This is a genomic window from Arthrobacter sp. 10T416, assembly GCF_056394165.1.
Genome location: NZ_JBFTHI010000012.1, coordinates 36,181 through 49,131, shown reverse-complemented (window position 1 = coordinate 49,131; position 12,951 = coordinate 36,181). Strand labels below are relative to the sequence as shown.

Here is a 12,951-nt window from a genome sequence, read left to right as displayed (position 1 = left end):
GGTCTACGCTCCGGCCCGGAAGCCGTCAATACCGGGCCGGCCCGACGCTGCCCCTTAGAGCGAATGCGCCTCGGCCAGGAAATCCGCCAGCCCCAGCGGTTCCCGCCCGGTCAGCGCGTGCACCGTCGACGTCGGTCCCGCCAGTTCCCCGGCCGCGATGGCCGTGTAGGTGCTGACCCATGCGTCCACCTGCCATGGCGGGGCGCCGTAGGGTTCCCGGGAGGCGTACGCTTCCGCCAGGGTCTCGTTCCGGTAGCTGATGGTCCGGCCGGTGCCGGCGGTCAGCAGCTCTGCGGCCCGGGCCAGGGAGAGGTCTTCGGGGCCGGTGAGGTCGTAACTCCTGCCGCGGTGCAGTGCCGGATCGCGGAGGACTGCCAGGGCGGCGCGGGCAATGTCGCCCCGGGTGACGGCCGCCATAACGCCGTCCCCGGCGGGACCGCGGATCACCCCGTCCTCGCCGGCCAGCAATGGCAGGAAGTCCAGATAGAAGTTGTCCCGCAGGATGGTGTAGTCCATCCCGGAGCCCTTGATCCGCTCCTCGCTGGCGTAATGGTCCCGGCCCAGGGGGGTGCAGTCCGGGGCGGCCCCGAAAAACGAGGTGTAGACAATGTGCTGGACGCCGGCGTCGGCCGCGGCGTCCACAAACGTGTAGTGCTGCTGCAGCCGGTCCTCGGCTTCCGCGGCGGAGACCATAAAAAGGGTCTTCACGCCGGCCAGTGCGGCCCGGGCCTGCGCGGCGTCCGCGTAAGTGGCGATGGCGGTCACGGCGCCGTCGAGCTTCGGGGCCCGGCCGGCGTCGCGCACCACGAGCCGCTGCGCAGTGCCGGCGGCCGCCAGCAGCCGCGCCACCTGTCCGCCCAGCTGGCCGGTGGACCCGGTGACGGCGAGGTCCGGCAGTGCGGCCATGGGTCAGGCCTCCCGCGAGGCCGGCGACTTGGTCTGCGCCGGATCCCGTTCGGCGAGCGAGCCGATGGCGGCGTCGATCTTGTCCATCACGGCCGGGTCCAGCTTCACACCGGCGGCCGCCACGTTCCCCGCGATCTGTTCGGGCCGCGACGCCCCCATAATCGCCGACGCCACGTTCTTGTTCTGCAGGACCCAGGCGATGCTGAGCTGGGCCATGGTGAGCCCTGCCTCCTCGGCGATGGGTTTCAGCTGCTGGACACCGGTCAGGACGTCGTCGGACATCCACCGCTCGATCATCCTGGCGCCGCCCTTCGCGTCCGTGGCGCGGCTGCCCTCGGGAGCAGGCTTGCCGGGGTGGTACTTCCCGCTGAGCACACCCTGGGCCATGGGCGACCAGACAATCTGGGACAGGCCCAGCTCCTCGGAGGTGGGGACGACCTCGGCCTCGATGACCCGCCACAGCATGGAGTACTGCGGCTGGTTGGAGATCAGCTGGAACCCAAGGTCCTTGGCGAGGGCGTGGCCGTCGCGGATCTGGTTGGCTGTCCATTCACTGACGCCGATGTACAGGGCCTTCCCTTGCCGCACGATGTCGGCAAAGGCCTGCATGGTTTCTTCCAGCGGCGTCTCGTAGTCGTAGCGGTGCGCCTGGTAGAGATCCACGTAATCGGTCTGCAAGCGTGTCAACGACCCGTTGATGGATTCCATGATGTGCTTCCGGGACAGCCCAAGATCGTTGTGCCCCTTCGGCCCGGTGGGCCCGAAGACCTTGGTGAAGATCTCCAGCGACTCGCGCCGCTCGTCCTTCAGTGCTTCCCCGAGGACCGTTTCCGCGGCGGTGTTGGCGTAGACGTCCGCTGTGTCGAAGGTGCTGATCCCGGCGTCGAGCGCTGCCCGCACGCACTGGGTGGCGACGTCGTTCTCCACTTGGGAGCCGTGGGTGAGCCAGTTGCCGAACGTGATTTCCGAAATCTTGAAGCCGCTGTGACCCAGGTATCTGAATTCCATGGGTCCCAACGTAGCCCAGATGGGCGTCCGGGGTAAGGCCTCAGCTGGCCTTGCGCTGCTGGCCCTGGCGCGCAGGCTGGTGCTTGAGCGCGGCGAGGGAGCCGGTGTCCAGGACGGGGCTCTTGGCCGGAACCGCCGGCTTCGCGAAAGCGCGGGGCCCGGCACCGTTCCGGTCCGTGGCGGACGCGATCAACGGCGCCACCTTCTTGATGTCCCGCACCGGGGCTTCCGGGCTGGGCAGTTCGCGGACGGAGACCTTGATCTCCGGAACGGCTTCGGCTTTGGCGCGGGCACTGGCACGGGCGTCCGCGCGCTCGACGGCGGCGGCCCAGTCTGCGGAGAGCTGGGGTTCCTTGCGGGCCGGCTTGGCGGTCCTGGCCGGCTTCGCGGTTTTCGCGGGGTGGGCCCGTTCGGCCGGTTCCGTCGCCTCGGCCGGCATGGTCAGATCCGGGGACCTGACCGTTTCGGGGGCCGGGCCGCGTCCGCGCGTCAGGGCAACGAAGGGAAGGGAAACCAGGCGTCCGAGGCCGGCAAGCAGGAGGGTAATGACGAAGGCAACAAAGACGCCGAAGAACATCACGAGGCCCACACCGAGGGTGCCGAAGAACGTGAGGTGCATGGCGATCGTTGTCGGGTCTTCCACTTCGCCTCTCCTATCCAGCCTGCAGTTATCCAGCCCGCAGTGAGGTCCGTTCCGCATTGTCTCGCCGGGCAACAGCCCTTCTTAACCATACGGAATTTTTCGGGCTGACACGCACGGAAAGCCCCGGCCGGGACGGTTGTGTCCAAGCTGATATGTTCCGCGTTTATAGTCGGAGGAGACTCCCGCCGGAAACCGTCCGGCCCGCCGGAAGGAACCACGTGACGCACGCCCAGGCCGCCGCTTCCGAGCCCCACGGCGCCCCCTTCGAGGGAAACTGCCCGTGCCTGTCAGGGGAGCAGTATGCCGACTGCTGCGGCCGCTTCCACCGCGGCGACTCCGACGCGTCCACGGCGGAGCAGCTCATGCGGTCGCGGTACAGCGCCTTCGTGGTGCTCGACGCCGGATACCTGCTCCGCACCTGGCACCCGGAGACCCGCCCGGCCACGCTGGAGCTCGATGCGGAAACCCAGTGGCGGCGCCTCGACATCGTCTCGACGCACCGCGGCGGCCCGCTGGACACGGAAGGAACGGTTGAGTTCGCTGCCTATTACCGGCACGACGGCGAGCCCGGCGTGCACCGCGAAACCAGCCGGTTCCTGCGGGAGGACCGGCGCTGGTACTACTTGGACGCGGTGACGCTCGCCTAGCGCTCCTCGACGGTTTCCACCGGGGTGAAACCGGCGCGGTCCACCTTGCGGTGGAAGCGCATGCCGGCCAGCCCGCCGAGCATGGCGCCGATCAGGGCCACCACGGCCACCACAACGGCCGCGATGATGCTGGTCGCGGTCAGGTCGCCTTCATTGACCGGGATGCGCGGGAAGCTGTTCAGGTTCGCCAGGACATTGAACCTCTGCCCGGCCGTCATGGCCAGGACAGCCACGATGATGGCCGCGATCAGGGCCCAGATCCAGACCATCAGACCCTGCCGGGCGCCATTGAACCGCGCCATCCTGCCGGCCACGTAACCGCCGCAGTAGTAGGAGACAAAAAGGATCACGAGCAGGGTGATGATGCCCACCAGGCCCACGCTCTGGTTCTGTGAGGCCTGGTTGACGGCTTCATTGACGTTGGTGTTGGTGGCGAGGCCGACGGCGGTGCCGGCAGCTGCGACCAGCGCAGTGAGCAGCACGGCCATGCCAGTGGCGGCGAGCCAGCCGAAGAACGCCGAGCCGATCTTGACGCCGCCGAACTGTTCCTTCTCGCGGGCCACGACGGCCTCGCGGGTGGGCACCTCCTCGACGACGGCGTCGTTCTCGACGTAACCTCGCTCATCGCGCGAGCCGTGGATCACGCGATCGTCGGCGGCGCGGTCGTCGACCACACGGTCGTTGCGTCGTGCCGCGCCCGCAGCGGCTGCCCCGGCGACGGGGGCGGCGGGGAAAGCCCTGGTGTCGTTGGAGCGCGCATCCGCCCGGGCGTCGGTGCGTTCCTCGGCACGGACTTCGTGGCGGGTCTCCGCGTCGGTTGGCCGCTCTGCAGTCACGCCGTCCTGGCGCGCGTCGTGGATCCGGCCGTCCCGGTCCACGGTCCGGTCGTCCTCGGGAACGCGGCGGGGCATACGGTCTTCGGGGCCTGTGCTGCTCATGATGGCTGCTCGCTTTCATTGATTGACCCGAACCCATTGTTTGGGCCGGGCACGGCAATGCTTCGACCGTCATCAGGTCTTCCCCACACCTAACCACGGCATCCCCGCACATAGCAAGGATGCTTACTATTCAGGGGAGGTTGCCGCCCGCCCGGCATTGCCCCACGTCAGCGGTATGTTCGGTGCAGGTTTTCCGTTGCGGACGCGCGCGGGCTGGCGTCCGCGATCCAGGGCCCGGTCCCCTCGGACTGGTCCAGCACACCGGCCTCCAGCCATTCGAAGTCCCCGGCCAGCACCTGGCGGGTCAGGCCACGGTCGCCGTCGTCGGTGTTTCGCCAGAGCTGGTCGAAATACTCTTCGACCCGGACCCGCGCCTGCGCGCAGTAGGCGTCGGCGAGCTGGTAGGCGGAGGCGCCGCGCTCCGGGGCGGTCCGCAGCAGCATTTCCGCCCGGGAACAGCAGGCAGCCATCGCGAACAGCTCCGCGCCGATGTCCACGATCCGCCCAAGGAACGCCTGCTTGTGCTCCAGCTTCGCCTGCCAGCGGCCCATACCGTAGAAGGTCTGGCGCGCCAGCCGCCGAGACGCGCGTTCGACGAAGCGCAGATGCCGGGCGAGCCGGCCGAAGTCGCTATACGAGCGCGGGTCCAGGCCGTTGCCCGCCACCAGCTTCGGGAGCCAGCGGGCGTAGAAGCCGGATGCGCCGACGGCGGCCTTCGCCTTCTCGGACAGGCTGGCCTCCTCGGACGCGAGGGCACCGGCGGCGGCCAGGTGGGCGTCCACCGCCTCCCTGGCGATCAGCAGCCGCATGATCTCCGAGGACCCCTCGAAGATCCGGTTGATCCGCAGGTCCCGCAGCTGCTGCTCGGCGGGGACGGCGCGCTCGCCGCGGGCCTCAAGGGAGTCGGCCGTCTCGAAGCCCCGGCCGCCGCGGATCTGGACCAGTTCGTCCGCGATCCGGCAGCTGATTTCGGTGGACCAGAGCTTCGCCAGGGCGGCCTCGATCCGGACGTCCTTCTGGCCGGCGTCGGCCAGTTCGGCGGACAACTCGAACACGGCATCCAAGGCGAAAGCGCTCGCGGCGATGAAGGCGATCTTCTTGCCCACCGCCTCGTGCTGGCCCACCGGGCGGCCCCACTGGGTGCGCGCGTTGGACCATTCGCGGGCGATCTTCAGGCTCCAGCGGCCGGACGCGACACAGAGGGCGGGAATGGACAGCCGGCCGGTGTTCAGCGTGGTGAGTGCGATTTTCAGGCCCTGGCCCTCGCGGCCGAGCCGGTTGGCTGCCGGCACCCGGACCTGATGGAAGCGGGTGACGCCGTTTTCGATACCGCGCAGGCCCATAAACGCGTTGCGGTTCTCCACGGTGATGCCGGGGGAGTCCATCTCGACAACGAAGGCGCTGATACCCCCCTTGTGTTCGGTGCCGTCCGCGTCGGTGTGGGCCGGGACGAGGGCCATCACCACCACGAGCTCCGCGATGACGCCGTTGGTGGTCCACAGCTTCACGCCGTCCAGCACATAGGACTGGCCGTCCTCCGCCGGGACGGCGGTGCTGCCCATCCGCGCGGGGTCACTGCCGACGTCGGGCTCGGTGAGGAGGAACGCGGTCACGGCCCCGGCGGCGCAGCGCGGCAGGTACTCGCGTTTCTGCTCGGGTGTCCCGAACACCTTAACGGGTTCCGGGACGCCGATCGACTGGTGCGCGGACAGCAGCGCCCCCAGGCTGGGGTGCACCGATCCCAGCAGGGCAAGCGCCCGGCCGTAGTACACCAGGGACAGGCCCAGGCCGCCGTATTCGCGCGGGATCTTCATGCCGAAAACCCCGAGGTCCGCCAGCCCGGACAGGTAGGCGTCGGGGACCTTCGCGTCGCGTTCAATGAGGCGGCCGGACATGGTGCGGCAGTACGCGGTGAGCCGCTCCATAAACGCCTCGCCGCGTTCGACGTCGTCGGCCGGCGCCTGCGGCCACGGGTGGACCAGGCCGAGGTCGAAGCTGCCCAGGTAGAGGCCTTTGGCGAAGCTGGGCCGCTCCCAGCTGGCCTCCCTGGCCGCTTCGGCGACGGCCCGGGCGTCGGCGGCGGTAGCCTCGCGGCCGATCTTTTGCGCCGGCACCGGCACTTCGGCGGCGGGGCTGTCGGTTGCGGCGCTGTCAGCGGCGGGGCCGCCAGTTGCTGGGTTGTCGACGGCGGAGCTCATTGGGCATCTCCTCTAACCGGGTTGTCCGACTCGAGCCCTGGATCCGCCGCGGGTGGAGGACCCTTCAGCTGTCCCGCAATACTACCCGCGGGTAGGTGCCCGTACTAGGGGAGGGCTGCCCGATTAACTCGCCCGGAAAGTCCGTGGTGAGCTCCACCGCGGCGGCGTGGTGCAGCAGGCGGTCCCAGCCGGCGTTGATGCCGTGGACCAGGCCCAGCAACGCTCCGGCCACCACGAACCAGGCCAGCCGGCCCACGCCCAGCAGGGCCAGCGCCACGAAGGCGGCCGCCGTGATGAAGAGGCCAATGACCAGGGCGAAAAGCAGGGTTCCGAGGAACACCATGGTGCCCGTTTCCACCGCACTTGGATCGAACTGCATTCTTCCTCCTGCACCGTCGCTTCGGCTGGACCAGTAGCCCGAGCGTAGGGCGCCGCGGGCCGGACCAGCCAGAGCCGCCGTGCGGGTCGGAAGGGGTTGATACGGGATCGAAATGCTACCCGCACGTAGGTCACGGGGAGGTCGCGGATTTCCCCGCCGCAGCAGTCTCTGCCGCGGTGTGCGCCGCCATTCCGGGGACCCAGCAGGGATTCCGGAGGCCCTGCGTTAACCTTGTAGTTGGCAGTTTTCTTGGATCCACTGCCCACCCCACCCCCGGCATCGATAGGAGAACTGCGTGTCCCGGTCCGCTGTGTCCCCCGCCGACGCCATCAGCGCCCGGCTCCGGGACCTGGAACTGCTCACCAAAGGGCCCGCCTGGGCGCTGACCCGTTCGGCGCCGTGGGTGATCGCCGTGTTGCAGGCCTCCTTCACGCGCACCCGGCCGCAGCTTCCGCTGGAGCAGTTCCACGCCGACGTCGACGCCTTCCTTGAGCAGCTGCGTCGCCAGGATCCGGGGCTGGGCGGCTCCGCGAACGGCAAAGGTTTCGGCGACGAGTGGACCCGCAAGAATTTCCTGACCCGGCGGAACCAGTCCGGCCAGATCGTGTACGAGGTCACCGAGCCCGCGGCGCGTGTCCTTGCCTTCCTGGACAGCCTGTCCAGTGAACGCTCCACGCTCAACGGCTCGCGGCTGGGCACCCTGCTGGGCGATGTCGAGAAGCTCGCCAATGAGACCAACCCGGACCAGAGCGCCCGGCTGGAATCCCTGGAGGAGGAGATCGGCGAACGCCGCCAGCTGATCGAGGAGATCAGCTCCGGTGAGTTCGACGGATTGCTCGACGACGAGGAAGCCGTCGAGGCGGCCGGCAACATCCTGGACCTCGCCGCCAGCCTGCCAGCGGACTACAAGAAGATGCGTGACCGGATCGAGGAGCTGGTGGGTGAGCTCCGGAACCAGATCATCGAAGAGTCCCTGAGCAAGGGCGCCACCATGGCGCAGGTGCTCGAAGCGGACAAGCGGCTGCGGCAAAGCCCGGAAGGAAGGACATTCCGGTCCTTCACGGCGTTCCTGGAGGACCCGCAGCAGCAGCTCCGCTTCCGGTCCGCCATCGGCGAAGTGCTCAGCCGGCAGTTCGCCGATGACCTCAGCCAGGACGAACGCGAGACGCTAAAGAACCTGGTGGCCGAGCTGCGCAGCCAGCACAGCCAGATCCAGCGGATTTACGGCAAGCTCAGCGAAAGCCTCAACACCTACGTCCAAAGCGACGACTACCGGCAGTCCGTCAGGCTCCGAAAGGTCCTGCGGGAGGCCGAGCAGGCGATCCGTTCATTGCCGTACGAGCGCGAGCGTCCCGGCCTGGTCCGGGGACCGGTGCTTTTCAACGCCGGCTTCGAGTCCCTGGCCATGGTCAAGCTCTTCGATCCGGACGAGTTCGCGGCGCCGCCCAAACTGGCCGATCCGATCGCCTTCAGCGACTCGGACCGGGTGCGCTCGCCGCGGACCGGGAAGGCCAGCCTCGAGGCGATCCGCGCGGCGGCCGCGGGCGCCACAACCCTGGCCGAGGCCTGGGAGCAACTGCCGGACGGCGAACGGCACATCAACTCCATCCGGGCCCTGCTCTCGCACGCACTGCACCTGGGCGCCGGCTTCGACCGGGACGCCTGGGCGCCCCTGGACTTCGAACAAATCGACGGGTCCACCCGCACCGCCTACCTGCCCGTCGTCACACTCAAGAAGGATTGAAGATGAGCGAAGTCTCCCTCGACGCGCCGGGCGCCGAGCAGCACCAGCCGGAACCCGCCAGCGAACCGGGCCACGTGCACCCGGACCCGTTCGCCGTGACTGCCCGGGACACGTTCGTCGACGGCGCAGCGCTCTTCCCCGGCGACACCGGAGTGCTCCCCATGAAGGTCCGCCAGGCGCTCGTGAAACTCCTGAAGGGGCCCTACATCGACGGCGGCCGCGACGAAAAACTCTGGACCACACTCCTGGACAACCAGGTCATCCTGCGCAGCCGCCTCTCCGAACTCTTCCTGACCCTGCAGCTCGACCATGAACGCAAGATCGCGGTGCTGCGCCCGGTGGACCCCGAAGCGATCGGCGGGAGCACCCGCTCCAGCATCCTGCGGCAGCAGCGCGCCCTGAGCCGGGTGGAGACCATCGTCCTGCTCCGCCTCCGCCTGCTCCTGGACCGCCACGTCACGGCCCAGACCGACCCCACGATCACACGCGAGGAAATCGCCGACCTCGTGGCCCACTACCAGCCGGCCGGCCAGCAGGACGCCCTGCGCGACTCCGACGTCGTCACCCGCGCCATCACCAAGCTCCTGGCCCGCCAGCTCCTCCTCGCCACAGGCCTGGAGGACGTCTACACCATCTCCAACGCCCTCCCACTGGCCCTTCCGTTCGAAAACATCGGCGACATCCCGGCCCAAATCGATGCCCTGATCGCCGCCAGTACGGACCAGTCGGGCACCGAGCCCCTCCTGGACCTCGACGCCGACGCGGCCGTTCCGGTGGATGATGCAGAAGGCGACGACGACATTTCGGTGACGCAGAGCAATGGTGACGACGACGATTCGCTCCTTAACAGCAGCGGCAGCGCCGGGGACATGCGGCAGCATGCGTCTAAGCGAGGAACGAGCGAGCATGCAGAGCATGTGTCCGGTGATGTCGCGACAGGCGACCACAACGGCGTGACCGACGAAGCGGAGGACGCCGAATGAGCATCGCAACCATGCTGCCTATGGGCGAGCTCACCAACCCCGGCCAGATGCGCCTGGCCCTCGTACAGGTGGTCAACTGGGGCACGTTCCATGGCGCCCACACCATGCACGTGGACCGCAATGGCACCCTCCTGACCGGCAATTCCGGCGTCGGCAAGTCCACACTGTTCGACGCGATGCTGCGGGTCTTCGACGCCCGCCCGCGCTCCAACGAGGCAGCCGCCCAGCGCGCCGGCGGGGCCGTGGAGGACAAGAGGACCACCTTCACCTACATGCGCGGCAAAGTAGGGGACAAGGCCGTCGGCGAAGGCTCGGCCAGTGCCTTCCAGCGCCCCGGCGCCACCTGGTCCGCCGTCGCCCTGACCTTCGACAACGCGGCCGGCACCCGGGTGACCATTTCGGCGCTGTTTGATCTGCCCAAGAACGGCACCGAATCCAGCGTCGGACGCTACTACCTGATCGATAACAAGCCGCTGGACCTGGCCGCTGTGGAGGGCATCGCAGAGAAGCGCTTCACCAAGTCGGCGCTGGACGCGATTTTCCCGGATGCGCAGATCTTCGACGTGCACAAAGCCTTCGCAGAGCGTTTCCGGCGCCTCCTCGGGATCAACTCGGACCAGGCCCTGCCGCTGCTGCGCGTCATCCAGGCGGGCAAGGGTCTCGGCGGCAGCGTCAACACCTTCTTCCGCGACCAGGTCCTGGATGCGCCCGCCACGCTGGCCGCTGCGGACGACGTCGTCGAGGAATTCAGCAACCTGATGTCCATCCGGCAGCGGCTCGAAGACGTCCGGCAGCAGCGCGACCAGCTGGCCCCCGTCCCCGGGCTGAACAAGGAGTACGCGCAGGCCCTGCTCGACGCGAACCGGCTCCGGGACCTCACGGGCGAGGAGTTCGAGGCCTACAAGCAGCAGCTGGCCGTTACGGTGCACGAAAAGACGCTTGAACGCGTCAAGGCCCAGGCACAGGAGAAGGCCCGCGAGCTCGGTGCCGAGCGCGGTGTCCGCGACGGACTGGCCAAGGAGCTCCGCCAGCTCGAGGCCGACTACAACAACCAGGGCGGCAACGCGATCTCCGCGATCGAACAGTCGCTGGAGAACGCCCGGATGGGCCTCAAACTCCGCCAGCAGGTCGAAGAGTCCGCCCGAAAAGCCCTGACGGATGCGGGCCTTGAGCTCGAATGGACGGCCGCCGGCTGGGAGCAGGCGCACGAACATGCGGCCGCCCGCTCGGCCGAGCTGAAGGACGACTCCGAGGCCCTCAAGGAGCTGCGGTTCGAGGCGTTCGACGGGCACGCTGCCCGGAAGCGGGAACTCGCCGCCGCGCAGCAGGAACTTGTCTCGCTCAAAACCCGGAAGTCCCTGCTGCCGCCTTCAAGCATCGAAAACCGCAGCGCCATCGCGGCTGCCACGGGCGTTGCCGAGGAGCTGATGCCGTTCGGCGGCGAACTGATCGACCTCGCAGAGGGCCACGAGCAGTGGCGGCCGGCCGCTGAGCGGGCCCTGCGCAGCCTCGCCACCACGCTGCTGGTCCCCGGCGAGCACTTCACCGCCGTCACCCGGTACCTCAACGATCATCCGGTCCGCGGCGCACTGCGCGCCGTCGACGTCTCCAAGCCGCTCGCCGGCGGCGCGCTGGCCGTGGAGGATGCGGCCGACGGCGACCTGCTGACCAAGCTGGACATCCTCACCGCAGGGCCGGCCGCGGCGGCCGGCGAATGGATCCGGGAGCGGATCGCCCTTGATTACGCGTACCCCTGCGTCGAGGATCCGGACGAACTGGCCCGGCTGGACAAGGGACTGAGCCTGGGCGGCGTGGTCAAGCGGAACCGCCACACCGTGGAAAAGGATGACCGCTTCACCTCCCGGCAGGACTACGTCCTGGGCTTCGATAACGCCGCCAAACTGGAACTCGTCGCCGCGCAGGTCGAGGACCTCCAGCAGGAACTCGCCAAGGCCGCCGACCTGGCGCAAAGCCGGGAGGAATCCCACCAGGGCATGACCCGGCAACTCGACGCACTCCGCCGTGTCGCCGACGACCACCGGCCCTGGGAACAGGTCTCCGCGGCCGTGGCCGCCGATGAGCTCGCCCGAATCGAGCAACGGCTCAAAGACGCCCTCGCCGCCCAGGCCGACCTCGAGCCGCTCCGTGCCAACATTGAGGCGGCCCGGCAGAAACACCAGTCCAGCACCGAGGCCGCGGCCGTGCTGCAAAGCGAGTACAAGGCACTCGACGCCAGGCTCACCACGGCGGATTCACTGCTGGACGCCGCACGACGGCGGCTGGCCCAACAGCCGCCGTCGGACGCCACAGCAGCGGCACTGGAACCCTACTTCGTGGACTTCGGCGACGTCCTGGAAATGCACGAACTGGACAACCTCGCCAACCTGGTCCGCACCCGGCTCCTCGCGGAACTGCACGCAGCCGAGTCCCGCGGGCAGGCCACGTCCGAGCGGCTGACCAGGATCTTCGAGGGCTTCGTGCGTGAATGGGGCACGGCCATCTCCGCGGACCACGGCACCTCGATCGGGGCTGCCGGGGAGTTCGAAGGCCGCTACCACGCCATAGTCAGCGACGGGCTGCCCGCCCAGGAGGCCGAGTTCCGGCAGTTCTTCAACCAGCGGACACACGAGTCCTTCAGCACGCTGCTGCACCTGCTGGACGAGGAACGCCGTTCCATCACCAGCCGGATCCTGCCGCTGAACGGCATCCTCTCCGAGGTGAACTTCCACGAGGGCAGCTTCCTGGAACTGGACATCAAGCAGACGCTGCCCGCCACCGCGAAGCAGTTCAAGGACGCCATCCAGAATGCGCTGAAGGTCCGCCACACCCGTCCGGGCAAGGCTGCCGCCGCGGGTGCGCCCGCGGGCCAGGCGGCCGGGCAGGACGACGACGCCGAGCTGACCACCCGCTACAAGTCGCTGGAGACGCTGGTGAAGCGGCTCGGTTCCCAGGCACCCGAGGACCGGCGCTGGCGCGCGGAGGTCCTGGATGTCCGGGGCCACCTGTTCATCCAGTGCAAGGAGCACCGCGGGGTGCAGCCCGCCGGGCCAAACGCTGCAGCCAAGGGCAGCCGCGCGCCGCGCGCGGCGAAGACCGAGGTCTACATGCACGCGGACACCGGGTCGATGTCCGGCGGTGAGCGGCAGCGCTTCACGGCTTTCATCATGGCGGCGGCCCTGAGCTACCAGCTGGGCATCGCCGAGCAGGGGTTCACCACCTACGGCACGGTCATGATGGACGAGGCCTTTGTGCTGGCCTCGGAGGAATTCGCCGGCGCCGGGATCAAGGCGCTGCACGAGTTCGGGTTCCAGCTGCTCCTGGCCGCGCCGGAAAACGTCATCGACCTCTCACGGCACCTCGGTTCGGTGACTGAAATCCTCCGGGACAAGCGCACCAACCGGTCCGGCGTCCTGACCGCCCCGGTGATCACGGCAGGGTCCGCCCCGGAGGGCGCATGGCGCTCCGAGGCGAACCCTGTGGACATCGTCCTGCGCTGAGGACGCCA

General features: G+C 68.7%; 10 protein-coding genes. 4 read left to right on the top strand and 6 right to left on the bottom strand.

Features of this window, described 5'->3' with window-relative positions:
• Positions 1-54 precede the first annotated feature (54 nt).
• From AC1DBE_RS12875 to AC1DBE_RS12865, 3 genes are read right to left on the bottom strand one after another with little or no spacing between them, the layout of a single operon-like run.
• Entirely contained in the window at positions 55-906 is an 852-nt protein-coding gene (locus AC1DBE_RS12875; protein ID WP_476970773.1) for an SDR family oxidoreductase, read from the bottom strand.
• Between the two features lie 3 nt (positions 907-909).
• Positions 910-1,914 (bottom strand): aldo/keto reductase family protein, encoded by a 1,005-nt coding sequence (locus AC1DBE_RS12870; protein WP_476970772.1) that lies wholly within the window; start codon positions 1,912-1,914, stop codon positions 910-912.
• A gap of 40 nt (positions 1,915-1,954) precedes the next feature.
• Positions 1,955-2,557, bottom strand: a complete 603-nt coding sequence (locus tag AC1DBE_RS12865) for a hypothetical protein (RefSeq protein ID WP_476970771.1) — start codon at positions 2,555-2,557, stop codon at positions 1,955-1,957.
• Between the two features lie 218 nt (positions 2,558-2,775).
• Between AC1DBE_RS12865 and AC1DBE_RS12860 the strand changes: the two genes are divergently transcribed.
• Positions 2,776-3,204, top strand: coding sequence for a YchJ family protein (locus AC1DBE_RS12860; RefSeq protein ID WP_476970770.1), 429 nt, complete (start codon positions 2,776-2,778; stop codon positions 3,202-3,204).
• Here the strand turns inward: AC1DBE_RS12860 and AC1DBE_RS12855 are convergent.
• The 3 genes from AC1DBE_RS12855 to AC1DBE_RS12845 all read right to left on the bottom strand — a co-directional run bounded on the left by AC1DBE_RS12855 (position 3,201) and on the right by AC1DBE_RS12845 (position 6,719).
• Positions 3,201-4,145, bottom strand: coding sequence for a YrzE family protein (locus tag AC1DBE_RS12855; RefSeq protein WP_476879969.1), 945 nt, complete (start codon positions 4,143-4,145; stop codon positions 3,201-3,203). The genes AC1DBE_RS12860 and AC1DBE_RS12855 overlap by 4 nt on opposite strands.
• A gap of 164 nt (positions 4,146-4,309) precedes the next feature.
• Positions 4,310-6,340 (bottom strand): acyl-CoA dehydrogenase family protein, encoded by a 2,031-nt coding sequence (locus AC1DBE_RS12850; RefSeq protein WP_476970769.1) that lies wholly within the window; start codon positions 6,338-6,340, stop codon positions 4,310-4,312.
• Positions 6,341-6,404: 64 nt separating this feature from the next.
• Positions 6,405-6,719: a hypothetical protein gene (locus tag AC1DBE_RS12845; protein WP_476880171.1), complete on the bottom strand. Its 315-nt coding sequence runs from the start codon at positions 6,717-6,719 to the stop codon at positions 6,405-6,407.
• A gap of 295 nt (positions 6,720-7,014) precedes the next feature.
• Here AC1DBE_RS12845 and AC1DBE_RS12840 point away from each other — a divergent pair, with 295 nt between their 5' ends.
• The 3 genes from AC1DBE_RS12840 to AC1DBE_RS12830 are packed head-to-tail and all read left to right on the top strand — an operon-like array spanning position 7,015 to position 12,943.
• Positions 7,015-8,463 carry a DUF3375 family protein gene (locus AC1DBE_RS12840; RefSeq protein ID WP_476970768.1) on the top strand — a complete coding sequence of 483 codons (1,449 nt, stop codon included), beginning with the start codon at positions 7,015-7,017 and terminating at the stop codon, positions 8,461-8,463.
• Positions 8,464-8,465: 2 nt separating this feature from the next.
• Positions 8,466-9,446 (top strand): DUF4194 domain-containing protein, encoded by a 981-nt coding sequence (locus tag AC1DBE_RS12835; RefSeq protein WP_476970767.1) that lies wholly within the window; start codon positions 8,466-8,468, stop codon positions 9,444-9,446.
• Positions 9,443-12,943 (top strand): ATP-binding protein, encoded by a 3,501-nt coding sequence (locus tag AC1DBE_RS12830; RefSeq protein WP_476970766.1) that lies wholly within the window; start codon positions 9,443-9,445, stop codon positions 12,941-12,943. The genes AC1DBE_RS12835 and AC1DBE_RS12830 overlap by 4 nt, the downstream gene beginning before the upstream one ends.
• Positions 12,944-12,951 lie beyond the last annotated feature (8 nt).